Here is a 24,060-nt window from a genome sequence, read left to right as displayed (position 1 = left end):
AGATTTTCAGCGTCTTTTCAGCAAGATGAAATGTTCGTTCTGAGACTTTTCGGGTCGAGGGTTTGTGAAGGTGAAGGAACTTTCTCGTGTCCTGCACAGACCTGACTGGGTCGTCACGTGTCCTGGAATGACTTTGCCGACATCGGCGTCCACCGATCCGGGGCAGATCCCTTTCTCACGCGGAAAGGGATCTGACCCCTTGGCTCGAAACGCAGAAAGCCCGTCGCGGGGACGGGCTTTCCAGAAGCGCAGCCGGGCGCGGGCCCGGCTCTACGATTCGATGTGGGCGATCAGCCCAGCTTGACCAGCCAGTTGTGGCGGTCCGGCAGGCGGCCGTACTGGATATCGGTCAGTTCCTTGCGCAGCGACATGGTCACTTCGCCGGCCGGCGCGTTGATGTCGCCCACCGAGAAGCCCTCGCCCTTCAGCTGGCCGATCGGAGTGACCACCGCGGCGGTGCCACAGGCAAACACTTCGCTGATCGCACCGGAGGCGACGCCGTCCTTCCACTCGTCGATGCTGACCTTGCGCTCTTCGACCTTCATGCCACGGTCGCGGGCCAACTGCAGGATGCTCTCGCGGGTGATGCCCTCGAGGATGCTGCCCGACAGTTCCGGGGTGACCAGCGTGCCGTCCTTGTAGACCAGGAACACGTTCATGCCGCCCAGTTCTTCCAGGTACTTGCCTTCGACCGGGTCGAGGAACAGCACCTGCGAGCAGCCCTGTGCCTGCGCCTTCTGCTGCGGGAGCAGCGAGGCGGCGTAGTTGCCACCGCACTTGGCAGCACCGGTGCCGCCCTTGGCCGCACGCGCGTACTCGGTGGACAGCCAGATCGACACCGGGGCAACGCCCTTGGCGAAGTACGGGCCGGCCGGGCTGGCGATGACGTAGTAGCCGGCCTTGTGCGCGCCGCGCACGCCGAGGAAGGCCTCGTCGCCGATCATGAACGGACGGAAATACAGGCTCGACTCATCGGCCGAAGGCACCCAGTCACTGTCGACGGCGATCAGCTGCTTCAGCGATTCGACGAAGATCTCCACCGGCAGTTCCGGCAACGCCAGGCGCTGCGCCGAACGCTGCAGGCGACGGCCGTTGGCATCCGGGCGGAAGGTCCAGATCGAACCGTCGGCGTGGCGGTAGGCCTTGATGCCTTCGAAGATTTCCTGGCCGTAATGCAGCACTGCGGCGGCCGGGTCCAGCTGCAGCGGGCCGTAGGCGCGCACATTGGCATTGTGCCAGCCGGCATCCTTGTCCCAGCGCACTTCCACCATGTGATCGGTGAAGTGCAGGCCGAAGCCCGGCTTCTCCAGGATCTTGGCGCGCTCTTCAGCGCTGCGCGGGTGGTCCGAACGGGTGACGGCGAAGCTGGGGATGGACTGGGACACCGGAGGATTCCTGTTCTGGTTGCGGGTAGTGCCGGGCCCGCGTCACTGCGGGCCCTGGGTCAAAGCATGCCGGTCTCTAGCCGGGCCGCCTCGGACATCATGTGCTGGTTCCACGGCGGGTCGAACACCAGGTCGACGTCGGCCTCGGCCACCGTCGGGATCATTTCAAGCTTGCTGCGCACGTCGTCGACCAGGATCTCGCCCATGCCGCAGCCCGGGGCGGTCAGGGTCATCTTCACGTCGATCTCGCGCTTGCCCTCATCCAGGTGCTTGATCTCGACTTCATAGACCAGGCCCAGTTCCACGATGTTGACCGGAATTTCCGGATCGAAGCAGGTGCGCAGCTGCTGCCACACCAGCTGCTCCACCTGTTCATCGGTGGCGTCGGCCGGCAGCTCGAGCGGCGCCGGTGCCTCCTTGCCGATGGCATCGCCGTCCTTGCCGGCGATGCGGAACAGGTTGCCCTCGACGAACACCGAATAACTGCCGCCCAGCGCCTGGGTGATGTACCCATAGCTGCCGGCAGGCAGGGTCACGGTATCGCCCTGCGGGACCATCACGGCCTCGCAATCGCGTTCGAAGTGGACAGGTTCGCTGCTACGGGAATACATGGGGACCGATATGGGGCCGTGGCTGAGGCCACGCAAGACGGCATTCTAGCCCAGCCGCCCCCGCACCGCCGGTGCACTGCGGCAAACCACAGTATCCTGTGGGTGATCTTCTGGGAGCTTCGATGTCCTCCAATGCCGCGCGTGCCAGGACCGTGACCTGGCTCTGGCCCCTCATGCTGCTGCTGGGCCTGTTTGTCGCTCCCCTCGCCTGGATGGTCCTGGCGCTGATGACCGGCCGGCAGGTCGGCTGGATGGCGGTGCTGGCCGCCCTGGAACTGGTGTTCATGCTGCGCCTGGGCACGCTGGGCCCAGGCCGGCTGCGCGTCGCCCTGGTCGTGCTCGGCACCCTGCTGGTGGCCGCCGTGGCCAACTGGGCCATCGCCAGCGCCTGGATGGGCGGCTCGATCGGCCTGGACCTGTGGGATGCCACCACGCGGATGGGCCCGCACCTGGCCTGGACCCTGATCAGCCTGGCCAATGGCGCGGTGGAATGGCTGTGGCTGGCCGTGGCCGTGGCCGTAGGTGCCTGGCTGGCGCGCTGAGCGCGTAGAGATCCGTGGATTCGGTAGTGCCGGCCGCTGGCCGGCAAAGGGGTCAGAGCCCTTTCCTGCGGAAAGGGATCCGACCCCCGTCCTCAATGCCCGCCGTCGAGCGCCTTCAGTTCGCTCACCAGCGAGGCCGCCGCTTCGGCGCCGTCGCCATAGAGCATGCGGGTGTTGTCGGCGTAGAACAGCGCATTCTCGATGCCGGCAAAACCGGTGCCCTTGCCACGCTTGATCACCACCACGTTGCGCGCGTTGACCACGTCCAGCACCGGCATGCCGTAGATCGGGCTGGCCGGGTCGGTCCGCGCCACCGGATTGACCACGTCGTTGGCACCGATCACCAGCACCACATCGGTATTGGCGAATTCGGGGTTGATCTCGTCCATGTCGGCGATCAGGTCGTAGGGCACGCCGGCCTCGGCCAGCAGCACGTTCATGTGCCCGGGCATGCGCCCGGCCACCGGGTGGATCGCGAACTTCACTTTCACGCCGCGCTGGCCCAGCCGCTGCGCCAGTTCCCAGATCTTGTGCTGGGCCTGTGCCACCGCCATGCCGTAGCCGGGCACGATCACCACGCGCTCGGCAAAGGCCATCATCGCCGCGACGTCCGACGCTTCGATGGGCTTCTGCGCGCCGGTGATCGCCTGTGCCTCGCCTCCGGCACCGCCGCCGAAGTTGGAGAACAGCACGTTACGGATCGGCCGGTTCATCGCCTTGGCCATCAACCGGGTCAGCAGGATGCCGGCCGCGCCGACCATCATGCCGGCGATGATCAGCGCCTCATTGCCCAGCACATAACCTTCGAAGGACACCGCCAGGCCGGTGAATGCGTTGTACAGCGAGATCACCACCGGCATGTCGGCGCCACCGATCGGCAACGTCATCAGCACGCCCAGTGCCAGCGCCAGCACGAAGAAGGCGACGATTGCCGAGGTGCTGAGCGTGCTGGCCGCGATGATCGCCAGCACCGCCACTGCCAGTGCCACCATCAGGTTCATCACCTGCTGGCCGGGCCAGGTCACCCGCTTGTCCAGTCGTCCGTCCAGTTTGGCCCAGGCGATCACCGAACCGGAAAGCGAGACCGCACCGATCGCCGCGCCGACCACCGCCAGCAGCAGCACCATGCCCGACGGCTGGCGCGCGGCCAGGTCGGCCAGCGCCTGCTCGCTCCAATGGCGGGTATCGCGGTTGGCAAGGAAGGCATAGCGCAGCAGCTCCACCGCACCGATCGCCGCGGCCGAACCACCGCCCATGCCGTTGTACAACGCCACCATCTGCGGCATGTCGGTGATGGCCACCTTGCCGGCCGACCACCAGGCCAGGCCCGCGCCCAGCAGCAGTGCGACCAGGATCAGCGGCACGTTGTGCAGTTCAGGCAGGAAGAAGGTCGCCACCGTGGCCAGCAGCATGCCCAGCCCGGCCCAGCGGATGCCGCTGCGCGCGGTCAGCGGCGAAGCCATGCGCTGCAGACCCAGCAGGAACAGCGTGGCGGCGACGAGGTAGCTGGCCTTGACCAGCAAGTCGAGCAGTTCGACGGTGCTGATGTTCAAGCCTGTGGCTCCTTCGGTTCGTCCCTGCCGCCCTTGGGCGCGCTCGGCTTGAACATCTCCAGCATGCGCGCGGTGACCACGTAGCCACCGGCGGCATTGCCGGCACCGAGCACCACGGCAAGGAAGCCCAGCGCCTTTTCCAGCGGCGTCTGCGCGTGCCCCAGCACCACCATCGCGCCGATCAGCACGATGCCGTGGATGAAGTTGGAACCCGACATCAGCGGGGTATGCAGGATCACCGGCACCCGCGAAATGATCACGTGGCCGGCGATGGCCGCCAGCATGAAGATGTACAGCGCTACGAACCCGTCACTCACTGGCAACGCTCCCGCTCTGTCTTCGTCGGCCCATCATAACCACGGGCTGAACCCGGCGCGCACCCGGCGTCAACCGCGGTGACGCTCACGCGTTGTCGATGGTGACCCCGAGCGAGGAACCGTACCCTGTGCTGGTGAGCAGCCCCGTCCCCCCGAGCGCCGACACCGATGCCCTGCCAGCATCGCTGGAGGCGTTCCTGGCCAGCGTCGGCCCGCGCGCGTTCCGTTTCGCCGAGGCCGGCCTGCGCCAGCGCGAAGACGCCATGGACGCGGTTCAGGACGCGCTGATGCGCATGCTGGACTACGCCGACAAGCCGGCGGCCGAATGGGCGCCCCTGTTCTGGAGCATCCTGCGCCGCCGCGTGATCGACCTGCAGCGCCGGCGCCGTTTCCGCCTGCCGTTCTGGCGCGACAACCAGGACGCCGACGGAGGCGGGATCGACTGGGCCGACCCCGGCCCGGACCCGGCGCAGGCGCACGAACAGCGCCAGCAGTACCAGCAACTGGTGCAGGCCCTGCGTACCCTGCCCGCGCGCCAGCGCGAGGCCTTCACCCTGCGGGTGCTGCAGGACCTGGACGGAGCCACCACTGCCCGCGCCATGGGCTGCAGCGAAGGCGCGGTAAAAACCCATCTGGCACGCGCCCGCCAGGCGCTGCAGGACTACCTGGAGACCCACCCGTGAACCGCTCCCTGCCCTCCGATGACATGCTGCGCAACCTGCACGCGCAGTCGCTGCAGGCGCTGTCGCCGGCCACGCTGGCACAGTTGCGCCAGGCCCGCCACGGCGCCAGCGCGGCTCGTCACGGGCGCTGGCGCTGGTGGCTGGCCAGCGCCTGTTCTCTGGTGGTGGCGCTGGGGATCGGCCTGCAGTTCAGCGGCCACAGCCCCCTGTCGCCCGCCGTGCCGGCACCGGTGCTGGCCTCGATGGAAGACAACAGCGTGCTGTACGACGAAAATCCCGATCTGTACCTGTGGCTGGGCGATACCGACCTGGCGATGGAGTGAACCATGTCCCGACTGCATACCCTGCCGCTGCTGTTGACCCTGTTGCTGCTGCCGGCCTTCCCGGTATTGGCGCAGAACGCCGCGCCCGCCCCTGCCGCACGCCCCGCGCCAGCCCCACCGCTGCCGGCCTGGGAACAGTTGAGTGAAGCGCAGCGGGAATCCTTGCTGGCGCCGCTGCGCGACCGCTGGAACAGCGCCGATGCCGGCCAGCGCCAGCGGATGCTCTCGCATGGCCAGCGCTGGCAATCGATGAGCCCGGAGGAACGCGACAAGGCCCGCCGCGGCCTGCGCCGCTTCGAGCACATGAGCCCGGAACAGCGTGAGCAGGCCCGGGCCCTGTTCGGTCAGATGCGGGATCTGCCGCCCGCGCAGCGCGACGCACTGCGCGAGCGCTGGTCGCAGATGACGCCGGAGCAACGCAAGGACTGGGTGCGGGAGAACCCGCCGCCGGCGAAGCCACGGTAAGCCTTCGGGATACCAGGGTCAGATCCCTTTGCCAGAGGCAAAGGGATCTGACCCCGTATCACTCACGCCTGCCAGCGCGTCTTCGCCAGCAGTTCGTCGTCCCAATCGAAACCGAGCTGCCCGTCGCGCACGAACAGCGCAACGAAGTTGAGCAGGTTCCGTGCATACATCTCGCTGGCCTGGGTCGCGCCGCGGCTGGCCAGGCCCAGCGGACCGTCGATGGTCACGCCCTGGTGTTCGATGCACTGCCCCGGCAGGGTCAGTGCGCAGTTGCCGCCACTTTCCGCCGCCAGATCAACAATGACGCTGCCGGTGGCCATGCCTTCCACCATCGCGGCGGTCACGATGGTCGGTGCCGGGCGGCCCGGTACCGCAGCCGTGCAGATCACCACGTCCACACTGCGCAGGTGGTCGGCCAGCCGACGCTGCTGCTCGGCGCGCTCGTCATCGGTCAGCGCCCGCGCATAGCCTCCCTCGCCCGCCGCGCTGACCCCGAGGTCGAGGAAGCGTGCGCCCAGTGACTGGATCTGCTCGCGGGTTTCCGGGCGCACGTCGAAGCCTTCCACCTGTGCACCGAGGCGGCGCGCGGTGGCGATGGCCTGCAGGCCCGCCACGCCGGCACCGATCACCAGCACCTTGGCCGGCCGCACGGTGCCGGCCGCAGTGGTCAGCATCGGGAAGAAGCGCGGCGCGCGTTCGGCGGCGATCAGCGCCGCCTTGTAGCCGGCCATGCCGGCCTGCGAACTGAGTACATCCATCGCCTGCGCACGGGTGGTGCGCGGCAGCTGCTGCAGCGGGAACAGCTGCAGGCGACCATCGGCCGCCAGCGCGGCCAGCGCCGGATCGCTGGCCGGGGCCAGCAGGCCGACCACGCTGGCGCCGGGCTTGAGCTGTTCCAGCACCGCCGCAGGGGGGGCCTGCACGCACAGCAGGATATCGATCTCGGCCCAGCGGCCCGCGTCGAAGACGCGTGCACCGGCATCGTCATAGGCGGCGTCGGTGAAACCAGCCGCCAAACCCGCGCCCGCCTCATACCAGACGGCAATGCCCAAGGCCCCGAGCCTGCGCGCGGTCTCCGGCGTCAGTGCCACGCGCCGTTCGCCCGGCGCGGTCTCCTTGATCCCCAGCAACGCCACGGCCATGCAGGTCCCCGCTGATCGGTGAGTTTCCCGATCCTAGCAGGCAGCACCCGCTCAGTGCAGCGTGGCGCTGCCCGGGTCGAGGCGATCGATCACGCCCTGCATGGCGCTGTCGAAGGCGCCATCATCAACGTGGGCACGCAGGCGGCCCAGCCGCATCATCACCGCCAGTTCTTCCGGCGAGGCCACGCAGAAGCGCACGCCGCGACGGTTGACGAACAGCAGGCGCGAGGAAATCGGGCTGACCCAGGACAGCTTGCCCGCCTGCACCTTGCCATCCTTGTCGACGAAGTCCAGCCAGTTGCCGATTTCCATGCGGCGGAAGCGGTCGGCATCGGCGTTGTCGAAATCGTCGGCGTCGATCTGCCCGCCAAGCTCAACCGCCGGCGATTCAGCCACTGGCGGGGCCGGCAAGGCAACCTGCGGCAGCTCCGGCAGCGCACGCTGCAGTTCCGGCCGCGACTCGGCGATGCCCTGCAGGGTGTCATGCAGGGCATCGATGGCGGCGGTTGCCGCATCGCCGTGCACGCCGACGCTGGCAAACACCTTGGCCAGCACCGGCTGCCAGGCCTGCAGCCACGGCTTGCCGACGATCTGGCGGCGGGCCTCGGCCACTTCCTCCAGCAGGCCGTCGCCCAGGCTCAATGCCTCGGCCACCGAGGCGCCTTCTTCGCCCTCGCGCAGCAGCGCCAAGGTGAGATGATGCTGCCACGGCTGGCGCAGGAATTCGGCAATGGCCGGCGGCAGCGTGGCGTCACCGATGCGGCGGTCCAGTTCCGCACCGGCCCGGCTGCGGGCCATTTCCAGCTTTTCCTGGCCGCGCTGCGTTTCTGCGGCACGACGCTCGGCGATTTCCACGCGGCGGCGATGCTGCACCAGGAACTCGCGGAATTCCTCTTCCAGGGTCAGGAAGATCGCCAGGTTCTCGTTGAACTCGGCCACCAGGCGCTCGATGATCTCTTCGACCTTGGCCATCAGCATGCGCTCGGCCTGGCTCTCGCCGGTGTTGCCCTCGCAGGCCTCGGCCAGCGAGTTGAGCAGCTTGCGCGCCGGGTGGGTCTTCTGCACGAACATGCGGCGGTCGAGCATGGCGACCTTGACGAAAGGCACCACCAGGCGGCCGATCAGTTCGCGCGAGCGGCCTTCCAGTTCACGCTCGTCCAGCATCACGTCGAACAGCATGCCGACCAGGTCGATGGCATCCTCATCCTGCGGGTCCAGCCGGGTCTGGCCCGGATCGACGCCAAGCTGGGTGGCGCTGGACAGCACTTCGCTCTTCAGGCGCTGCGCCAGCGATTCGCCGTCCTCGCCGATGGCCGCGCGCAGGGTGGCGCTGGGCGTGGCCTGCAGCAGCGACAGCACCGACATCATTTCGCGCTGGCTGAGCGGGCGCTGCTGGCCAACCGCCACCTGTGCCGCAGACGTGGCGTCCTCACGCACATGGCGGGTCTGCTGCAGCAGTTCGTGCAGCGCTTCCAGCAGCATGCCCTGCTGGCCAGCGTAGGCCTCGCCGGTGGCGCCGTCATCGCCGCCCAGGTGCTGCTGCATATGCCCGCGGCGCTCGGACCAGCGGGCAGCAAAGCGCTGCGCCCAGGCCGGTGCGGCCTGCTCGTCATCGCTGAACCCCGGATCGACGCCCGCGCCGTGGCGATGCTCGACCAGGTCATCCAGCATCCCGGCCATGCGCGGATCCGGTGCCGGCGGTTGTGGGCGCTGCGGAGCCCCCATCTGCGACATCACGCCGGCTGCGGCCAGCTGCTCGTCCAGCTTCTCGTAGATGCGACCGACCGGTGCACGCAGGTCGCGCTCGCACAGCTTGATCAGCACCAGATGCACTTCCGGGGCCAGTTCACAGCCGGCAAAGGCTTCGTGGATGGCCACGCCCAGGTGTTCGGGGCTGATCGGATTGTGGTCCGCGTCCAGTTCCGCGCCGCCGATCAACCGGCCCAGGCGGCGATCCAGCCGCGCCAGCACCGGCTTGAAGTCACGCAGCAATACAGTGGCGAAATTGCGCACCGCCAACCGTGATTCCAGCACATGCTCGGCCAGCAGGCTGAGCCCATCCTCGGCCGGCCCGGACAGGGTCGCCTCGGCTGACAGCGGCTCACCAGCCTCCAATGCGGCCCAGGCCTGCTGCAGGTGGCCGGCGAAAGCGGCCGCGATGTCCTCACGGCGCCGGCGCAGTTCGCGCATCGCGTCCAGGAACAGCAACTGCGACGAGCCGGCATTGCCGGCGCGGTCGAACAGGGCATCGTCGAAACGCGCCAGTGCCGCCCCGAAGGCCTGGCACAACGCGGGCAGGACCATGTCCCGGGCACGCTGGAGCTGGGCCGGGTCACGGCCCGGCGATCCCATCGGTGTGGGCACGCTCATCATTCGGGAAGGCTCCCCACCTTCTCTGGTACGACAGACAGCATGGACATCGCGGCTTCCGGCACACCCCATGTACCGGAACGTCGATGGTAGGCCGGCCAGCCCGTCACGGACAGTGAAACAGTCCTCACTTCAAACCTCATGACCGGCGGCCCGGCAAGACAGATATCGTAAGCCGTGCAAGGCCCACGAGGCGAGGGGAAGCGGCTGTCCGTTTCCCGCCAGTGGCATGATGTTCATCACAGTTTGGTATTCAGGGGCCGGACGCGACACAGACGGCGTCATTGACCACCCCGACTATAATCAAACGCCCGTGATGACCGGTTCAGCCTCCATGCCCGATCCTGCCGCCCTGCTCGCCCTGGATGCCCGCCGCTCGGTGCCCTCGCGGCAACTGGGCGAGCCCGGGCCGGACCCGGCCACCCTGCAGCGGATGCTGGCCTCAGCGGTGCGCGTGCCCGACCACGGCAAGCGCGTGCCGTTCCGCTTCCTGAAAATCGCAGGCGATGCACGTCACACTCTGGGCGACTTCCTGGCTGAACGCAGCCGCCAGCGCGACCCACATGCGGGCGAGGCCGTGTTCGAGAAGGACCGCCAGCGTTTCAGCCACGCACCGCTGGTGATCGTGGTGGTGGCCAGCCCGCGGCCGGACCCGAAGGTGCCCGAACAGGAACAGCTGATGACCGCCGGCTGCGTCTGTTTCGCCCTGCTGCAGGCCGCGCAGGCGCTGGGTTTCGGCGCGCAGTGGCTGACCGCCTGGATGGCCTTCGATCCGGCTGTTCAGGCCCACCTGGGCCTGGTCGACGGCGAACGCATCGCCGGCTTCATCCACATCGGTACGCCCAAGGCCGACGTACCCGAGCGCGAGCGCCCCGACCCGGCGGCCCTGCTGCGCGACTGGACGCCCCCGGCATGACCCTGCCGGCTGCCCCGCCGTCGCTGTACCTGGTTGATGCCAGCATCTACGTGTTCCGTGCCTGGCATTCACTGCCAGACCAGTTCCAGGACGCACAGGGCTGGCCCACCAATGCGGTGCACGGCTTCGCCCGCTTCCTGCTGGACCTGCTCGAGCGCGAGCGCCCGCGGCACATCGCCATCGCCTTCGATGAAGCGCTTGACAGTGGTTTCCGCCACCGGCTGTATCCGGCCTACAAGGCCAACCGCGAGCCAGCACCGGAAGCGCTCAAGCGCCAGTTCGTGCACTGCAAGGCGCTATGCGCGGCGCTGGGCCTTGCCGTCCTGGCCCACCACGAATACGAGGCCGACGACCTGATCGGCAGCGCCCTGCACGTACACCGGAGCAGCCATCGCGGGGTGATCATCTCCGCCGACAAGGACCTGTCGCAGCTGCTGATCGACCATGACGAGCAGTGGGACTACGCCCGCAACCAGCGCTGGAACGTGGCCGGGGTGAAGGCGCGGCACGGCGTGCACGCGCACCAGATCGCCGACTACCTGGCGCTGTGTGGCGATGCGGTGGACAACATTCCCGGTGTCAGTGGCGTCGGCAGCAAATCGGCCGCCGTGCTGCTGGCCCATTTCGGCAGCATGGATGCGCTGTTCGAACGACTGGACGAAGTGCCGTTCCTGCGCCTGCGTGGCGCTGCACAGATGGCAGTGCGGCTGCGCGAGCAGCGCGAGCACGCCCAGCTCTGGCGCCAGCTGACCACCATCGCGCTGGATGCGCCGTTGGAGGGCAGCCAGCCCGGACTGCTGCGCCAATCGGCCGATCCAGAGCTGCTCGGTGGCCTGTGCCAGACCCTGCGCTTCGGCCCGATGACCCGCCGCCGGCTGTTCGACGCCGCCGGCGTGGCCGATCCTCTTCCCTCCCACAGCGAGCCCGCATGAGCAAGCGCAATACCGAAGCCCCGCGCGTCGTCTACGAAGGCAAGTACCAGCGCATGCTGGTGCGCGGCACCTGGGAATACAGCGAACGTACCCATGCCGGTGGCCTGGCGGCGATCATCATCGCCGTCACCCCGGAGGACAAGGTGCTGTTCGTCGAGCAGTTCCGCGTGCCGCTGCAGGCACCCACCATCGAGATGCCGGCCGGCCTGGTCGGCGACATCCACGCCGGCGAATCGATCGAAGTCTCGGCCATGCGCGAACTGGAAGAAGAAACAGGTTGGACCGCCGATCACGCCGAAGTGCTGATGATCGGCCCGACGTCTTCCGGCGCCAGCAGCGAGAAGATCGCCTTCGTGCGCGCCACCGGCCTGCGCCGCATCGGCGAAGGGGGCGGTGATGACAGCGAGGACATCACCGTGCACGAGATTCCACGCAGCGAGGCTGCGGCCTGGCTGGTGCAGAAGATGGGCGAAGGCTACGAGCTGGACGCCAAGCTCTGGGCCGGGCTGTGGATGATCGAGCACCACCTGGACGGACGCCCACGTGGCTGACGCGGACCTGCACAGGCTGCCTGCGTTGCTCGGCGCCGACGACCCGGCGATCTACACGATCCACCGGGCGCAGGGCGTCTCGCCCTACCTCCTGCTGGCCGACCACGCCGGCCAGCAGGTGCCGCGTGCGTTGACCGGGCTCGGCCTGCCCCAGGCCGAGCTGGACCGCCACATCGGCTGGGACATCGGCATCGCCGGCACCACCCGTGCACTGGCCGAACGGCTCGATGCCTGGGCGATCGAACAGACGTACTCGCGGCTGCTGATCGACTGCAACCGCCCACTGGCCTCACCGACGCTGATTCCGGAGGTGAGCGACCACACCGTGGTGCCGGGCAATGCCGGGCTGTCGGCGGCGCAGCGACAGCAGCGCATCGATGCGATCCACGCGCCGTACCATACACGCATCGAGACCGAGCTTGATGCGCGCCGTGATGCCGGCCAGCCCACCCTGCTGGTGATGATGCACAGCTTCACCCCCGTGATGAACGGCACGCAGCGGCCCTGGCACGCCGGCGTGCTGTACCACCAGGACATGCGTTTTGCCCATGCCCTGCTGCAGGCATTGCGCGACGAAGGCGACCTGGTGGTGGGGGACAACGAACCGTATTCGGTCAGCAGCACCAGCGACTACGCGGTGCCGGTGCATGGCGAAGGCCGTGGGCTGGTGCACGTGGAACTGGAGATCCGCCAGGACCTCATTGCCGATATGGCAGGGAAGCAGGCGTGGGCCGAGCGGTTGGCGCGGATCTTCAGCGCGCTGCAACCGGAGTTGCTGGCGCTGGGTTGAACGCGCGTGCATCCATGCCGAACCGGTAGTGCCGGCCGCTGGCCGGCACATCCACCCACGGCAGCGCCTTCAATCATGCCTCGTTGGCCGGGCAGACGGTGGCGGCCGATTCGGCCGGCGCCGGGCGCAGGCCCAGCGCGATCACCACGCCGAACAGTGAAAACAAGGCGGCACCGTATTCGGCGCGCACCAGCCCGGCCAGTGCACTCGGCGAACCGGCTGTACCGGCATCGGCATTGGCCACCATCACCAGCACGGCCAGGCCCAGCGCACCACCGATCTGCTGCGCGGTCGCCGCCATGCCAGATGCAACACCCTGCTGTGCGGACGGCACGCCCTGCCCGGCCACGATCCACATCGAGGTCCAGGTCATGCCCTGGCCGATGCTCAGCACTACCACGCCCGGCAGCAGCGGCCAGAAGTTCGCGCCGTGCGGCAGCGTCGCGGCCACCCAGGCGATACCGATGGCGCCGGCCAGCTGCCCAATCACCAGCACCTTGCGCGCGCTCCAGCGCTGCAGCGTCCACTCGGCCAGCTGGATGCCGACCGTGCACACCGCAGTGGCGGGCAGGAACGCCAGGCCGGCCTGCAGCGGGCTCCAGCCGTAGCCGTCCTGGAAGTACAGCGCCATGAAGTAGTACTGCACCCCATAGCTGCTCATGAAGGCGAAGGTCAGGCCCAGTGCCGCGCGCAGTCCGGGCAGCCGCAGCAACGCGAACTGCATCAGCGGATCGCGGCTGCGCTGTTCGATCTGCACGAACGCCACCAGCAGCAGCACCGACAGCAGCAGGCAGCCCAGCGTGGCCGGCGCAGTCCAGCCCCACTCCGGCCCTTGCACGAGGGTAGTGACCAGCAGGCTGCCGCCGGCAGTGACGGTGATGCAGCCGGCCAGATCGAACGAGCGGCCCCGCGCACGCGGGCCATCGGCCGGCAACCACGCACCCGCAGCCACCGCGCAGGTGGTGGCCAGTGGCACGATCACCGCCAGCACCGCCGGCCAGCCGAACGCCTGGGTCAGCACGCCGCCGAGCAGCGTGCCCAGCGCCAGGCCCACCGCGCTGGCCATGCTCCAGATCGCAAGTGCACGGTTGCGCACCGGACCTTCCGCATACAACGTGTTGATCAGCGCCAGCGTGGCCGGGAACAGCAATGCCGCGCCGATGCCCTGCGCCGCACGCGCGATGATCAGCAGGGTGGCGTTCGGCGCCAGCGCGCCGAGCAGCGACGCCAGTGCGAACAGCAGCATGCCCAGCCGGTAGAAGCGGCGACGGCCGATCAGGTCGGCGGCACGGCCCCCCAGCAGCAGGCTGCCGCCAAAGGCCACGGTGTAGGCACTGACCACCCATTGCAGCTGCTGTGCGTTGATCTCCAGCGCGCGCCCCATGTCATGCAGGGCGACGAAGATGATGGTGGCGTCCAGGGCGATGATCAGCTGGGCGGTGGCCAGCAGGGCCAGCGCCCAGCGCGGGTACTTGAGGGGAGGCATCGACGCTCCGGTGCTGTGGGGGAGCGCAGTCTCATTGATGCAGCGCTCTCAATAAACCCCTTTCCGTCCATATCTGTCATGATTTTCAGCATGAATGGAACCTCGATGGACCTCAATGCCGTGCGCATGCTGGTGCAGGTGGCCGAAGCACGCAGTTTCACCGCCGCCGCCGGGCAACTGGGCCTGAGCCAGTCAGGCCTGTCGCGCGCGATCAGTCGGCTGGAGGCCACGCTGGGGGTGAAGCTGCTGCAGCGAAACACCCGCAACGTGGCACTGACCCCGGATGGTCGCCAGTTCGTCGATCAGGTCGCGCCCCTGCTGTGCGGCCTCGAGGATGCCGAACGCCAGTTGGCCGACCGTCCGTGCACGCCCTCGGGCACCCTGAAGATCAGTGCGCCCTCGATGTTCGGGCGCAAGGTGCTGGTACCGCTGCTGGGGCCGATGCTGCAGCAGCACCCGCAACTGCAGGTGGAAGCCGTGCTCAACGACCGCCTGGTCGATCTGGTCGAGGAAGGTTTCGATGCCGCGCTGCGCACCGGCGTCATCGCCGACCAGCGCATCGTCGCGCGGCCACTGCGGCCGCTGCGCTGGGTGACGGTGGCCAGCCCGGACTACCTCGACCGCTGTGGCGCGCCCGACGATGTGGCCGCCTTGCGGGATCATGCCTGCCTGGCGGTGCGCAACCTGCGCAGTGGCCGGCTGGTGGACTGGCAGTTCCTGCAGGACGGCCAGCTTCATGATTTCACGCCACCGGCGCGGATGGTGTTCGACAGCGGCGATCCGCTGGTGGAAGCGGCGATCGCCGGCATCGGCATCGTGCAGGTGATGGATTTCGCGGTGGCCGACGCCTTGGCCGATGGCCGCCTGCAGCGCGTGCTGCAGCCGTTTGAGGGCCGCAGCCGCGCGCTGTCACTGATCTACCCGCCGTCGCGCCAGCATTCGCCGAAACTGCAGGTACTGGCCGACGCGTTGCTGGCTGGGGACTGGTAGATCCACGCCGTGCGTGGATGAGGCCGGTAGCGCCGGGCGATGCCCGGCGCGAATGGTGAAGCGTTGCCGGCCAGCGACCGGCACTACCGATCAGGCGAAGCTATCGGTGGCGCGCACCAGCGCGTCCACGTTCTCGGCCTCGAACGCCGAATGGCCCGAAGCCGGGGTGATTTCCAGCTTCGCCTTCGGCCACACCTTGGTCAGGTCCCAGGCGTTGGCCAGCGGGCAGACCACGTCGTAGCGGCCGTGCACGATCACGCCCGGAATGTCGGCGATGCGGTGTGCGTCGCGCAGCAGCTGGTCTTCCACCTCGAAGAAGCCGCCGTTGACGAAGTAGTGGTTCTCGATGCGGGCAAACGCCAGCGCGAAATGCGGGTCTTCGTGGCTGTTGATGAAGTCATCATCGACGTGCAGGAAGCTGGTCGCGCCTTCCCACACCGCCCACGCCTTGGCCGCTTCCAGGCGGGTGGTCTCGTCTTCGCTGGTCAGGCGGCGGTGGAAGGCCGAGATAAGGTCATGACGCTCCACCAGCGGAATCGGCTTGAGGTAGTGCTCCCACGCATCCGGGAACAGGCGGTTGGCGCCTTCCTGGTAGAACCATTCCAGCTCCCAGCGACGCAGCATGAAGATGCCGCGCAGGACCAGTTCGGTCACGCGCTGCGGATGGGTCTCGGCATAGGCCAGCGCCAGGGTCGAGCCCCAGCTGCCACCGAACACCTGCCAGCGATCGACCTTCAGGTGCTCGCGCAGCTTCTCGATATCGGCGACGAGGTCCCAGGTGGTGTTGTCCACCAGGTCCGCGTGCGGGGTGGAACGGCCGGCACCGCGCTGATCGAACAGGATGATGCGGTACTTGGACGGATCGTGGAACTGGCGCATCTTGTCGCTGCAGCCGCCACCCGGGCCACCATGCAGCATCACCACCGGCTTGCCTTCCGGGTTGCCGCACTGTTCGAAGTACAGCGTGTGGCGGTCGTCGACCTTCAGGGTGCCGACGTCGTAGGGGGTGATGGCGGGGTACAGCGTACGCATGCTTGCAGCTCCAGGGTGATGCCCTGCCGGGGCAGGAGAACTGCCATTCTAGGCCGGACGCCGGCCCAGGGTGATGCGGTCGCGCTGCTCCAGGTCCTGCACGGTCTGCACCTCGGCAAATCCCGTCGCCTCGAACAGTGCGCGGATCGCCGCGCCCTGGTCCCAACCGTGCTCGATCAGCAACCAACCGCCGGGCCGCAGGTGGGCCTGGCCACCATCGACGATGCGGCGGATGTCATCCAGGCCGTCCATGCCCGAGGCCAGCGCGGTAGACGGTTCGAAGCGCAGGTCGCCCTGTTCCAGGTGCGGGTCGTTGCTGGCGATGTACGGCGGATTGCTGGCGATCAGGTCGAAGCGCACGCCCTGCAGCGGCGCATACCAGTCGTGCCCGCCCTCGGCGAAAAGGACGTTGTCCAGTTCATGGCGGGCCGCATTGCGCGCGGCCACGGCCAGCGCGCCCGGGCTGGCATCGGTGGCCAGCACCTGTGCCCGGGGCCGTTCGCTGGCCAGTGCCAGTGCGATCGCACCGCTGCCGGTACCGAGGTCGGCCAGCTGCAACGCCTGGTCCGGCGGCAGTCGCTCCAGCGCCAACTCGACCAGCAGCTCGGTTTCCGGGCGCGGGATCAGCGTGGCCGGGTCGACCTCCAGGTCCAGCGTCCAGAAACCGCGGCGCCCGGTCAGGTAGGCAACCGGCTCACCGGCCACACGGCGGGCCAGCAAAGCTTCGAAGGCGGCCTGGTCATTGGCGGCCAGCGGATCGGTGGCATGGGCGAATAGCCAGCTGCGCGGGCGCTCCAGTACATGCAGCAGCAGCAGTTCGGCTTCGTGGCGGGCGTCGACACCGCCCAAGCGGGCACTGGCGTCGGCTACGACCTGACGCAGGGTGGGTTCGGGTTGGAAAGACATGCCTCAATTGTAGGGCCGAGCCGATGCTCGGCTGCTGCTGGAACAGCCGAGCGTCGGCTCGGCTCTACAGATCCACCGTCGAGCATGGCTCGACGCTACAAAAAGCTGGAATCCGTTCAGGTTTCGCAAGAGGGTATAAGGAGGGGCTATCAGCCCTCTTCACACGTCCCGGTCGATTTTCCTTGTCACACAAGCAGTTGCAGGATGGGAGCGGCAGGGTTCAGTGCCTGCTCATGGCCATTTGATAGACTCCATCTATCAAATAGATGCAATCAATGGATTGTTCTTATCGCGAGCGAATGGGTAACCTAGCTCCTGTCGATTCACCCACTCCCCTTCACCAAGAGGAAAAATGATGTCCCTCATCAATACCCAGATCCAGCCGTTCGAAGCCAACGCCTACCACAACGGCGAGTTCATCAAGGTTTCCGACGCCAGCCTGAAGGGCCAGTGGTCCGTCCTGATCTTCATGCCGGCCGCCTTCACCTTCAACTGCCCGACCGAGATCGAAGACGCCGCTGACCATTACGCCGAGTTCAAGAAGGCCGGCGCCGAGGTCTACATCGTCACCACCGACACCCACTTCTCGCACAAGGTGTGGCACGAGACCTCGCCGGCCGTCGGCAAGGCCCACTTCCCGCTGGTCGGCGACCCGACCCACCAGCTGACCCGCGCCTTCGGCGTGCACATTGAAGAAGAAGGCCTGGCCCTGCGCGGCACCTTCATCATCAACCCGGAAGGCGTGATCAAGACCCTGGAGATCCACTCCAACGAGATCGCCCGTGACGTGTCCGAGACCCTGCGCAAGCTCAAGGCTGCCCAGTTCACCGCCGCCAACCCGAACCAGGTCTGCCCGGCCAAGTGGAAGGAAGGCGAGAAGACCCTGACCCCGTCGCTGGACCTGGTCGGCAAGATCTAAAGCAGTACCGGCCTGCCGTGGCCCCACGCCACGGCGCGCCCTTCATCCCCGTGCCGGTCCCCCCGCCGGCGTGGGGGTGAACCCAAGACAGCCAACGCTCGCCCGCCTTGGCCAGCCAGCCCCTTCCACGGTCGCTGTCTTGGGTTCACCCCTACCCCCTGCTGGTCCGCTACCTTCTACAGCGGTGCCACGCCCCCTGTTTGCCTGAAGCCAGGAGATGACCCGATGTTGGACGCCAACCTGCAGTCGCAGCTGAAGACCTATCTGGAGCGCGTGACCCGCCCGATCCAGATCACCGCGCACGCCGACGACGGCGCCAAGTCGCAGGAAATGCTGGAACTGCTGCAGACCCTGGAAAACCTGTCGGACAAGATCACGCTGCAGGTCCTGCGCGATGGCCAGGGCCGCGTGCCGTCCTTCGACCTGGGCACGCCGGGCCAGGACATCCACCTGACCTTCGCCGGCCTGCCGATGGGCCACGAGTTCACCTCGCTGGTGCTGGCCCTGCTGCAGGTCGGCGGCCACCCGTCCAAGGCCACCGCCGAGCTGATCGAGCAGGTGCAGAACCTGGAAGGTGAATACAAGTTCGAAACCTACTTCTCGCTGTCCTGCCAGAACTGCCCGGACGTGGTGCAGGCGCTGAACCTGGCCGCGGTACTCAACCCACGCATCCAGCACGTGGCCATCGATGGTGCGCTGTTCCAGGACGAAGTCGAGAAGCGCGAGATCATGTCGGTGCCGACCGTGTACCTCAACGGTGAAGTGTTCGACCAGGGCCGCATGACCCTGGAGCAGATCGTGGCCAAGCTGGACACCAATGCCAGCAAGCGCGATGCCGAGAAGATCGCCGCCAAGGATGCTTTCGACGTACTGGTGGTCGGTGGTGGCCCGGCTGGCGCCGCAGCGGCGATCTATGCCGCGCGCAAGGGCATCCGTACCGGCATCGCTGCCGAGCGCTTCGGTGGCCAGGTGCTGGACACCATGGCGATCGAGAACTTCATCTCGGTGAAGGAAACCGAAGGCCCGAAGCTGGCCACGGCGCTGGAGCAGCATGTGCGCGAGTACGACGTGGACATCATGAACCTGCAGCGCGCCAGTGCGCTGGTGCCGGCCGGCGAAGACGGCCTGGTGCAGGTGCAGCTGGAGAACGGCGCGGTGCTGAAGTCGCGTTCGGTGATCCTGTCCACCGGCGCGCGCTGGCGGCAGATGAACGTGCCGGGCGAGGACCAGTACCGCAACAAGGGCGTGGCCTACTGCCCGCACTGCGATGGTCCGCTGTTCAAGGGCAAGCGCGTGGCGGTGATCGGCGGCGGCAACTCCGGTGTGGAAGCGGCCATCGACCTGGCCGGCATCGTGTCGCATGTAACCCTGCTGGAGTTCGATTCCAGCCTGCGTGCCGACGAAGTGCTGCAGAAGAAGCTGCGCAGCCTGGGCAACGTCACCGTGCTGACCAGCGCACAGACCACCGAAGTGCTCGGCGACGGCAGCAAGGTCACCGGCCTGGTCTACAAGGACCGCATCGGCGGCGATGCCCACCGCGTCGAGCTGGAAGGCATCTTCGTGCAGATCGGCCTGCTGCCCAACACCGAGTGGCTGAAGGATGTGGTGGCGCTGTCGCCGCGTGGCGAGATCGTCATCGACGATCGCGGCCAGACCAACCTGCCGGGTGTGTTTGCTGCTGGCGATTGCACGACGGTGCCCTACAAGCAGATCATCATCGCCATGGGCGCCGGTTCCACCGCCGCACTGAGCGCGTTCGACCACCTGATCCGCTCGTCGGTGAGCAACAGCAGCGGTGCCGTTGCTGAAGCGGCCTGATCCACCGTTCCCAGATCACCGGGAACATTGTCTGCCTGTCGGGTAACCACGCCGTCAGCCGGTCCGTTACCCCTGGGGTGTAAGGATGAACCTACGTGATCTGAAGTACCTGGTAGCCCTGGCCGACCACAAGCATTTCGGCCGGGCGGCCGCGTCCTGCTTTGTCAGCCAGCCGACGTTGTCCACGCAGATCCGCAAGCTGGAGGAAGAGCTCGGCCTGCCGCTGGTGGAACGCGCACCGCGCAAGGTGATGCTGACCCCGGCCGGCCAGGAAGCGGCCGCACGGGCGCGGGTGATCGTGTCCGAAGTGGAACAGCTGAAGGAAGCGGCGCGACGCAGCCGCGATCCGGAAGCCGGTACGGTGCGCCTGGGGATCTTCCCGACCCTCGGCCCGTACCTGCTGCCGCATGTGATCCCGCGCATCCGCGAGCGCTTCCCGGAGCTGGAACTGCTGCTGGTCGAGGAAAAGAGCGATGTGCTGCTGGACCGCCTGCGCGAAGGCAAGCTCGACGCTGCATTGCTGGCGCTGCCGGTGATCGACGACCAGCTGCATGCCGAGTTCCTGTTCGAGGAACCGTTCCTGCTGGCCGTCTCCGGTCGCCACCCGCTGGCACGTCGCGAGCACCTGGACGTGCAGGAACTGGCCACGCAGAAGCTGCTGCTGCTGGAGGACGGCCATTGCCTGCGCGACCAGGCGCTGGAAGTCTGCCGCCTGTTCGGCGCCAACGAGAAGTCCGAGTTCCGCGCCACCAGCCTGGAAACGCTGCGGCAGATGGTCGCCGCCGACGTCGGCATCACCCTGCTGCCGAGCCTGTCGGTGCAGCCGCCAGTGCCGCGCTCGAACAACATCCGCCTGCTCGACTTCACCGGCGAAGGCCGTCCCAGCCGCCGCATCGCCATGATCTGGCGCCGCAGCTCGGCCATGAACGACTTCCTGATGGACCTGGCCGACCAGTTCAAGCGTCTGCCGCAGGCGCTGTTCACGCTGGAGGCGCTCGATGCCGGCAGCGATGCACCGGCCCTGCCCGGCCCCGCGCTGAACGGCTGAGCCCCCCGCAGTACCGGCCTGGAATCGGCAGGAGTCGATTCCGGCCGCATTTGTCCCCACAATACAGACAGGCGGCGCCAGCAGGTGCCGCCTTTTGCATGGCTTTCAACCAAGGAGCTTCACCATGAGTACCGCCAGCGGCCTGCCGCCGTCGATCACCGTTTCCACCTTCGACATGGACCGCCTGGACGCCATGCTCGAATCTCCCGCGCTGAGCCAGACGCCTGCCGCGCTCGCGCTTGCTGAAGAACTCAACCGGGCCACCGTGCTGGCACCGGACCAGATTCCCGAAGGCATCGTCATGATGCATTCGCGCGTGGAGTGCGAAGATGAAGTGTCGGGCGAGAAGCACGTCCTGACCCTGGTCTTCCCCCGCGAAGCCAACGTCGATGAAGGCAAGGTTTCCGTGCTGGCCCCGGTCGGCAGTGCCCTGCTCGGCCTTTCGATCGGCCAGAGCATCGACTGGAACGCGCCCGGTGGCCGCAAGCTGCGCCTGCGCGTGACCGCGGTCCACAACGACCGCCCCTGATTACCGCTGCGCACCGCGCGCGATTCGATCCCCCTGCCCCAGGAGCCGTAATGAGTACCCCGTCCAAACTGTCCCAGCTGCGCGAACTGTCCGTGGTCGTTGCCGATACCGGTGACTACGAGGCGATCAAGCGCCTGCAGCCGGTGGACTGCACCACCAATCCGACCCTGGTGAAGAAGGCGCTGGACCTGCCGGTCTACGCCGAGCTGATCGAACGCGAACTGGCCTGGGGCCGCCAGCAGAGTGGCGACCGCGAAGCCGTGGTGCACGCCGTGGCCGACCGCCTGACCATCGGCGTCGGCGCGCTGCTGAGCACGCTGGTGCCGGGCCGGGTGTCCACCGAGGTGGATGCCGACCTGGCTCACGACACCGCTGCCACCGTGGCCAAGGCCCGCCAGTTCATCCAGATGTACGCCGATGCCGGCGTGCCGCGCGAGAAGATCCTGATCAAGATCGCCGCGACCTGGGAAGGCGTGGAAGCCGCACGCATCCTGCAGGCCGAGGGCATCGACTGCAACCTGACCCTGATCTTCAACCCGACCCAGGCGCTGGCCTGCAGCGAAGCCGGGGCGTTCCTGATCTCGCCGTTCGTCGGCCGCATCCTGGACTGGTACGTGGCCAACGGCCAGGCCCCGGCCACCATCGATGAAGACCCGGGCGTGAAGTTCGTGCGCGGTGTGTATGCCGAATTCAAGCGTCGCGGTTCGCCGACGGTGGTGATGGGTGCCTCGTTCCGTTCGACCGCGCAGATCGAAGCGCTGGCCGGCTGCGACCGCCTGACGATTTCGCCGGACCTGCTGGAGAAGCTGGACGCCGACCACGGCGAGCTGCCGCGCAAGCTGGTGGCCGGTGCCGCCGATGGCGTGGCGGTGACCCCGATCGATGCGGCGAAGTTCGCATCGGATCTGGCGGCCGATCCGATGGCGACCGAGAAGCTGGCGACCGGCATCGATGCGTTTGCCAAGGATCTGGAAGCGCTGCGCGAGCGGATCCGCGCGGCACTGTGAGGATTCCGGCCAACGGCTGAGCCCCTCGTGGCAGGTCGGTTGGCCGCAAAGAGCAAAAAGCCGCGCTGGGTCGGGCGGGTTGGGTTCGCGGGAGACGCCGTGAATCCATCCCTGGAGGCTTGGCCGCCGCTTGCTCGTGTGCGCTGTCCTGCGCACACGGCAAGACCGGGGTTGGGCGTCCTGCCCAACCCGCCCGAGGCATGCCTCGGGCCCATGCGGCGGACACTCCCGCGAACCCAACCCGCCCGCCCTCTGACAGTTTCCGGTGGCCACCCGCCACGGAAGAAAGAAAGAAGAGCAACAGCGGGTCGCGCGCTTCGCTTGCTTGGAGCGGAGCATGGCTCCGCTCTACAGAAAGCACTGCAGGATCAAACAAGAAGGACGCGGCGAACGCCGCGTCCTTTTTGTTTTCCTTCAGTTCGTCAGTAATCCACTGCTCCTGCCCACCGTCACCGGGAAATGATCGGAGGCGGGACGGGTACAGATGGCGGGACCGTCCACGGCATGGATGCCGTGGCCGAGCCCCCAGGGACGGGTTTACGGCGTGTCCCGCCATCTGTACCCGTCCCGCCAAACCATCAGCAACCCAGAGCCGCTTTGGCTTTGGCTTTGGCAGTTGCTTTCAGCTTCAGCCCGCCGCAGGCGGACCACCGCGCGTCAGCGCGGCGCCTCCACATCCAACCCGATCGGGCAGCTCACGCCGGTGCCGCCGATGCCGCAGTAGCCGTTCGGATTCTTCGCCAGGTACTGCTGGTGGTAGTCCTCGGCGTAGTAGTACGCCGGTGCCGGGTACACGATCTCGGTGGTGATCGGGCCGTAGCCGGCCGCAGCCAGCTGCGCCTGGTAGGCCTCGCGGCTGGCCAGCGCGGCCCTGTACTGGGCCTCGTCGGTGGCATGGATCGCCGAGCGGTACTGGGTGCCGGTGTCGTTGCCCTGACGCATGCCCTGGGTTGGATCGTGGCTTTCCCAGAACAGCTGCAGCAGCCGCTCCAGGCTCACCACCGCCGGGTCGAACACCACCTGCACCACTTCGGTGTGGCCGGTCAGGCCCGAGCAGACCTCTTCATAGGTCGGGTTCGGCGTGATGCCGCCTGCATAGCCGACCGACGTGCTGTACACGCCCGGCTCGGTCCAGAACTTGCGCTCGGCGCCCCAGAAACAGCCCAGCGCAAAGCGGATCTGCTGCAGGCCGGCGAAACGGTCCTTCAGCGGATGGCTGTTCACGAAGTGCTGGTTGCTGTGCAGCGGCAGCGGTTGGTCACGCCCCGGTAGCGCCTCTTCCGGGCGCGGCAGGCGCTGCTTGAAGGCGCCGATGCCGAGGATGCCCTGGCCAATTCCCAACATGATGCGCTCCTACGCCGGAAGGCCGGCAATGTCGTCTGCATCGGAAATGGGGTCGGACGGCGCCTGGCCCAAGTCCAGCGCCGCTACGATGTCCTCGGCCTGCGGCCGCGCCGCATCGGGGATGCCGACCCGCAACACGCCAAACAGCGGCAGCTCGCCCATCCCGCCCAGCAGCTGCTCTCCGAACACGAACGCGGGGATACCGGCGTCTTCCAAGGCGTGCTTGACCAGATGGGCGTCGAACAGGTTGTCGGCCTTGTACMCGATGTGCATGCGGCGGCTCCTCGGGACAMGGGTCCAGCATACGCCKGGGGGCTGAATGGTGGAGMGGGCGGGATCCGAGAGTTGCCGGCCAGCGGCCGGCACTACCGGAAGACGCCTGGTAGTGCCGGCCGCTGGCC

26 protein-coding genes are annotated in these 24,060 nt (G+C 67.6%); 15 read left to right on the top strand and 11 right to left on the bottom strand.

Going from position 1 to position 24,060, the window contains the following annotated elements; all coding sequences use genetic code 11:
* Nucleotides 1-290 precede the first annotated feature (290 nt).
* Both ACS0OT_RS03485 and sufT read right to left on the bottom strand, forming a co-directional pair.
* On the bottom strand, nucleotides 291-1,385 hold the full coding sequence (locus ACS0OT_RS03485; protein WP_005412326.1) for a branched-chain amino acid aminotransferase: 1,095 nt from the start codon (nucleotides 1,383-1,385) through the stop codon (nucleotides 291-293).
* 59 nt (nucleotides 1,386-1,444) lie between these two features.
* Nucleotides 1,445-1,996 carry a putative Fe-S cluster assembly protein SufT gene (gene sufT, locus ACS0OT_RS03480; RefSeq protein ID WP_005415385.1) on the bottom strand — a complete coding sequence of 184 codons (552 nt, stop codon included), beginning with the start codon at nucleotides 1,994-1,996 and terminating at the stop codon, nucleotides 1,445-1,447.
* Between the two features lie 122 nt (nucleotides 1,997-2,118).
* On the opposite strand from sufT, the gene ACS0OT_RS03475 reads away from it, so the two are divergent.
* Entirely contained in the window at nucleotides 2,119-2,538 is a 420-nt protein-coding gene (locus tag ACS0OT_RS03475; RefSeq protein WP_032953950.1) for a membrane protein, read from the top strand.
* Nucleotides 2,539-2,630: 92 nt separating this feature from the next.
* Here ACS0OT_RS03475 and ACS0OT_RS03470 read toward each other — a convergent pair whose 3' ends face one another.
* Together ACS0OT_RS03470 and ACS0OT_RS03465 are read right to left on the bottom strand one after the other, a co-directional pair.
* Nucleotides 2,631-4,091, bottom strand: coding sequence for an NAD(P)(+) transhydrogenase (Re/Si-specific) subunit beta (locus tag ACS0OT_RS03470; protein WP_065186351.1), 1,461 nt, complete (start codon nucleotides 4,089-4,091; stop codon nucleotides 2,631-2,633).
* The gene (locus ACS0OT_RS03465) at nucleotides 4,088-4,408 is read right to left on the bottom strand and encodes an NAD(P) transhydrogenase subunit alpha (RefSeq protein WP_005415382.1); all 321 of its coding nucleotides are present in this window, start codon (nucleotides 4,406-4,408) and stop codon (nucleotides 4,088-4,090) included. Before ACS0OT_RS03465 ends, ACS0OT_RS03470 begins: the two co-directional genes overlap by 4 nt.
* Nucleotides 4,409-4,506: 98 nt before the next feature.
* Between ACS0OT_RS03465 and ACS0OT_RS03460 the strand changes: the two genes are divergently transcribed.
* Genes ACS0OT_RS03460 through ACS0OT_RS03450 form a run of 3 tightly spaced genes read left to right on the top strand, consistent with a single transcriptional unit; the run spans nucleotide 4,507 to nucleotide 5,879 of the window.
* Nucleotides 4,507-5,091: an RNA polymerase sigma factor gene (locus tag ACS0OT_RS03460; protein WP_080104281.1), complete on the top strand. Its 585-nt coding sequence runs from the start codon at nucleotides 4,507-4,509 to the stop codon at nucleotides 5,089-5,091.
* Nucleotides 5,088-5,414, top strand: coding sequence for a hypothetical protein (locus ACS0OT_RS03455; RefSeq protein WP_005415380.1), 327 nt, complete (start codon nucleotides 5,088-5,090; stop codon nucleotides 5,412-5,414). Before ACS0OT_RS03460 ends, ACS0OT_RS03455 begins: the two co-directional genes overlap by 4 nt.
* Nucleotides 5,415-5,417: 3 nt before the next feature.
* Nucleotides 5,418-5,879: a DUF3106 domain-containing protein gene (locus ACS0OT_RS03450; protein ID WP_053500492.1), complete on the top strand. Its 462-nt coding sequence runs from the start codon at nucleotides 5,418-5,420 to the stop codon at nucleotides 5,877-5,879.
* 62 nt (nucleotides 5,880-5,941) lie between these two features.
* On the opposite strand, the gene ACS0OT_RS03445 is transcribed toward ACS0OT_RS03450, so the two are convergent.
* Together ACS0OT_RS03445 and ACS0OT_RS03440 are read right to left on the bottom strand one after the other, a co-directional pair.
* Entirely contained in the window at nucleotides 5,942-7,021 is a 1,080-nt protein-coding gene (locus ACS0OT_RS03445) for an NAD(P) transhydrogenase subunit alpha (protein WP_005415378.1), read from the bottom strand.
* Between the two features lie 51 nt (nucleotides 7,022-7,072).
* Entirely contained in the window at nucleotides 7,073-9,394 is a 2,322-nt protein-coding gene (locus ACS0OT_RS03440; protein ID WP_032953949.1) for a DUF1631 domain-containing protein, read from the bottom strand.
* Between the two features lie 331 nt (nucleotides 9,395-9,725).
* On the opposite strand from ACS0OT_RS03440, the gene ACS0OT_RS03435 reads away from it, so the two are divergent.
* Genes ACS0OT_RS03435 through ACS0OT_RS03420 form a run of 4 tightly spaced genes read left to right on the top strand, consistent with a single transcriptional unit; the run spans nucleotide 9,726 to nucleotide 12,580 of the window.
* Complete coding sequence (locus ACS0OT_RS03435; protein WP_005415376.1) at nucleotides 9,726-10,307, top strand: nitroreductase family protein; 582 nt, start codon at nucleotides 9,726-9,728, stop codon at nucleotides 10,305-10,307.
* Nucleotides 10,304-11,239 carry a 5'-3' exonuclease gene (locus ACS0OT_RS03430; RefSeq protein WP_164230408.1) on the top strand — a complete coding sequence of 312 codons (936 nt, stop codon included), beginning with the start codon at nucleotides 10,304-10,306 and terminating at the stop codon, nucleotides 11,237-11,239. The genes ACS0OT_RS03435 and ACS0OT_RS03430 overlap by 4 nt, the downstream gene beginning before the upstream one ends.
* On the top strand, nucleotides 11,236-11,790 hold the full coding sequence (locus ACS0OT_RS03425) for an NUDIX hydrolase (protein WP_164230406.1): 555 nt from the start codon (nucleotides 11,236-11,238) through the stop codon (nucleotides 11,788-11,790). The genes ACS0OT_RS03430 and ACS0OT_RS03425 overlap by 4 nt, the downstream gene beginning before the upstream one ends.
* On the top strand, nucleotides 11,783-12,580 hold the full coding sequence (locus tag ACS0OT_RS03420) for an N-formylglutamate amidohydrolase (protein ID WP_279946350.1): 798 nt from the start codon (nucleotides 11,783-11,785) through the stop codon (nucleotides 12,578-12,580). The genes ACS0OT_RS03425 and ACS0OT_RS03420 overlap by 8 nt, the downstream gene beginning before the upstream one ends.
* Before the next feature lie 73 nt (nucleotides 12,581-12,653).
* Here ACS0OT_RS03420 and ACS0OT_RS03415 read toward each other — a convergent pair whose 3' ends face one another.
* Nucleotides 12,654-14,066: an MFS transporter gene (locus tag ACS0OT_RS03415; protein ID WP_065179590.1), complete on the bottom strand. Its 1,413-nt coding sequence runs from the start codon at nucleotides 14,064-14,066 to the stop codon at nucleotides 12,654-12,656.
* 105 nt (nucleotides 14,067-14,171) lie between these two features.
* On the opposite strand from ACS0OT_RS03415, the gene ACS0OT_RS03410 reads away from it, so the two are divergent.
* Nucleotides 14,172-15,056 carry a LysR family transcriptional regulator gene (locus ACS0OT_RS03410; protein ID WP_065179589.1) on the top strand — a complete coding sequence of 295 codons (885 nt, stop codon included), beginning with the start codon at nucleotides 14,172-14,174 and terminating at the stop codon, nucleotides 15,054-15,056.
* A gap of 90 nt (nucleotides 15,057-15,146) precedes the next feature.
* Here ACS0OT_RS03410 and pip read toward each other — a convergent pair whose 3' ends face one another.
* Both pip and prmC read right to left on the bottom strand, forming a co-directional pair.
* The gene (gene pip / locus ACS0OT_RS03405; protein WP_019661138.1) at nucleotides 15,147-16,088 is read right to left on the bottom strand and encodes a prolyl aminopeptidase; all 942 of its coding nucleotides are present in this window, start codon (nucleotides 16,086-16,088) and stop codon (nucleotides 15,147-15,149) included.
* Nucleotides 16,089-16,136: 48 nt separating this feature from the next.
* Nucleotides 16,137-16,994 carry a peptide chain release factor N(5)-glutamine methyltransferase gene (gene prmC, locus ACS0OT_RS03400; protein WP_279946352.1) on the bottom strand — a complete coding sequence of 286 codons (858 nt, stop codon included), beginning with the start codon at nucleotides 16,992-16,994 and terminating at the stop codon, nucleotides 16,137-16,139.
* A gap of 355 nt (nucleotides 16,995-17,349) precedes the next feature.
* Here prmC and ahpC point away from each other — a divergent pair, with 355 nt between their 5' ends.
* The 6 genes from ahpC to ACS0OT_RS03370 all read left to right on the top strand — a co-directional run bounded on the left by ahpC (nucleotide 17,350) and on the right by ACS0OT_RS03370 (nucleotide 22,778).
* Nucleotides 17,350-17,913 carry an alkyl hydroperoxide reductase subunit C gene (ahpC, locus tag ACS0OT_RS03395; protein WP_442256036.1) on the top strand — a complete coding sequence of 188 codons (564 nt, stop codon included), beginning with the start codon at nucleotides 17,350-17,352 and terminating at the stop codon, nucleotides 17,911-17,913.
* Between the two features lie 225 nt (nucleotides 17,914-18,138).
* Nucleotides 18,139-19,731 (top strand): alkyl hydroperoxide reductase subunit F, encoded by a 1,593-nt coding sequence (ahpF, locus tag ACS0OT_RS03390; RefSeq protein ID WP_005415367.1) that lies wholly within the window; start codon nucleotides 18,139-18,141, stop codon nucleotides 19,729-19,731.
* Between the two features lie 85 nt (nucleotides 19,732-19,816).
* Nucleotides 19,817-20,779 (top strand): LysR substrate-binding domain-containing protein, encoded by a 963-nt coding sequence (locus tag ACS0OT_RS03385; RefSeq protein ID WP_049414506.1) that lies wholly within the window; start codon nucleotides 19,817-19,819, stop codon nucleotides 20,777-20,779.
* Between the two features lie 124 nt (nucleotides 20,780-20,903).
* A complete protein-coding gene (gene rnk, locus ACS0OT_RS03380; RefSeq protein WP_005408156.1) occupies nucleotides 20,904-21,308 on the top strand; it encodes a nucleoside diphosphate kinase regulator in 405 nt (134 codons plus the stop codon).
* A 50-nt stretch (nucleotides 21,309-21,358) separates the two neighbouring features.
* The gene (locus tag ACS0OT_RS03375) at nucleotides 21,359-22,315 is read left to right on the top strand and encodes a transaldolase (RefSeq protein ID WP_138953252.1); all 957 of its coding nucleotides are present in this window, start codon (nucleotides 21,359-21,361) and stop codon (nucleotides 22,313-22,315) included.
* 337 nt (nucleotides 22,316-22,652) lie between these two features.
* On the top strand, nucleotides 22,653-22,778 hold the full coding sequence (locus tag ACS0OT_RS03370) for a hypothetical protein (RefSeq protein ID WP_255313051.1): 126 nt from the start codon (nucleotides 22,653-22,655) through the stop codon (nucleotides 22,776-22,778).
* Nucleotides 22,779-22,972: 194 nt separating this feature from the next.
* Here ACS0OT_RS03370 and msrA read toward each other — a convergent pair whose 3' ends face one another.
* Together msrA and ACS0OT_RS03360 are read right to left on the bottom strand one after the other, a co-directional pair.
* Nucleotides 22,973-23,638 (bottom strand): peptide-methionine (S)-S-oxide reductase MsrA, encoded by a 666-nt coding sequence (msrA, locus tag ACS0OT_RS03365; protein WP_262089880.1) that lies wholly within the window; start codon nucleotides 23,636-23,638, stop codon nucleotides 22,973-22,975.
* A 30-nt stretch (nucleotides 23,639-23,668) separates the two neighbouring features.
* Nucleotides 23,669-23,932, bottom strand: a complete 264-nt coding sequence (locus ACS0OT_RS03360; RefSeq protein WP_442256035.1) for a putative signal transducing protein — start codon at nucleotides 23,930-23,932, stop codon at nucleotides 23,669-23,671.
* Between the last annotated feature and the right edge of the window lie 128 nt (nucleotides 23,933-24,060).

The organism is Stenotrophomonas maltophilia group sp. RY12688, assembly GCF_052149045.1.
Taxonomy (GTDB): Bacteria; Pseudomonadota; Gammaproteobacteria; order Xanthomonadales; family Xanthomonadaceae; genus Stenotrophomonas; species Stenotrophomonas sepilia.
This window is presented reverse-complemented; position numbering and strand designations above follow the sequence as displayed.